We start from the raw sequence: 1,005 nt of genomic DNA, 5'->3' as shown, positions 1-1,005 counted from the left end.
AACACCGCGGCCCCGGCCAGCGCCAGCAGCACGGCTACCGCCAGTTGCGATTCCGCATGCAGGAAGAAGTAGAGATAAGCCACCAGGGCGATGGCCGAGATGGCCAGCACCATGGCCGGGCGCCGCTGGGGGCCCTCGGCCGTGGCGGCGGAGGCCGCCGGCAGCGGCTTCGAGACGTTGTCAGACACGTTCACTGGCTTTCTCCGCGATGAGTCCGGTCGGCTTCCAGGCCATCAGCACGATGACCACGGCAAAGGCGAATACGTCCTTGTAGGCGCTCGGGATGTCGGGCACCAGGGCCGGCAACATGGCACTGCCCAGTACCTGCAGCGCCGCAAACAGGAAGCCGCCGAGGATGGCACCGTAGATATTGCCTAGCCCGCCAAGGATGGCAGCGGCAAAGCCGATCACCCCCAACAGCAGCCCGACGTTGAAGTTGATCTCGTTGTAGTAGAGGCCGTTCATCACGCCCGCCAGTGCCGCCATGGCGGACCCCAGCGCAAACGTGACCAGTACCACCACCTCGAAGTTGATGCCCATCAGCCGGGCCGTTTCGCCATCCTGGGCCACGGCACGAATGGCCATGCCAAAGCGCGTGCGGGTGATCAGCAGATGCACGCCGAGGATGATGGCCACGCCGGCGGCCAGCAGGATCAGGTTGTCCGCGCGGATGGACAACGCGCCGATGGTGAACTCGCCAGCGGGCAGCAGCGCGGGAAACGGCTTCGGGTTCGAGCCGTCCGGGTAGAACAGCCGGACCGCCTCACGCAGCACGGTGCCCAGCATCAGCGTGGCCAGCAGCGTGTTCAGCGGTGGCGCACGGCGCAGCGGCAGGATCAGGACGCGGGCGATGCCGGCGCCCAGCAGGCCGGTCACCGTCACCGCGCACACCACGATGGCCAGCAGCTGCAGCCACGGGGAATCCACGTGCATCGCCACCACGCCGGCTGATGCCGCCAGCCCGGCAAACGCACCCACCATCAGCACATCGCCATGAGAAAACTT

1 protein-coding gene and 1 pseudogene are annotated in these 1,005 nt (G+C 66.9%); both read right to left on the bottom strand.

The genetic code is table 11. The features are described from left to right. Positions 1 to 194, bottom strand: a pseudogene (locus AC3WQZ_RS35700) (branched-chain amino acid ABC transporter permease); the annotation flags it as partial. Then, on the bottom strand, positions 181 to 1,005 hold an 825-nt coding region (locus AC3WQZ_RS35695), incomplete at its 5' end, for a branched-chain amino acid ABC transporter permease (protein WP_492302170.1). The gene AC3WQZ_RS35695 and the pseudogene AC3WQZ_RS35700, both read right to left, overlap by 14 nt.

It is taken from the genome of Cupriavidus sp. FW305-26 (assembly GCF_058787975.1).
Note: the sequence above shows the minus strand (reverse complement) of the source record. Positions and strands in the feature narration are given on the sequence as shown.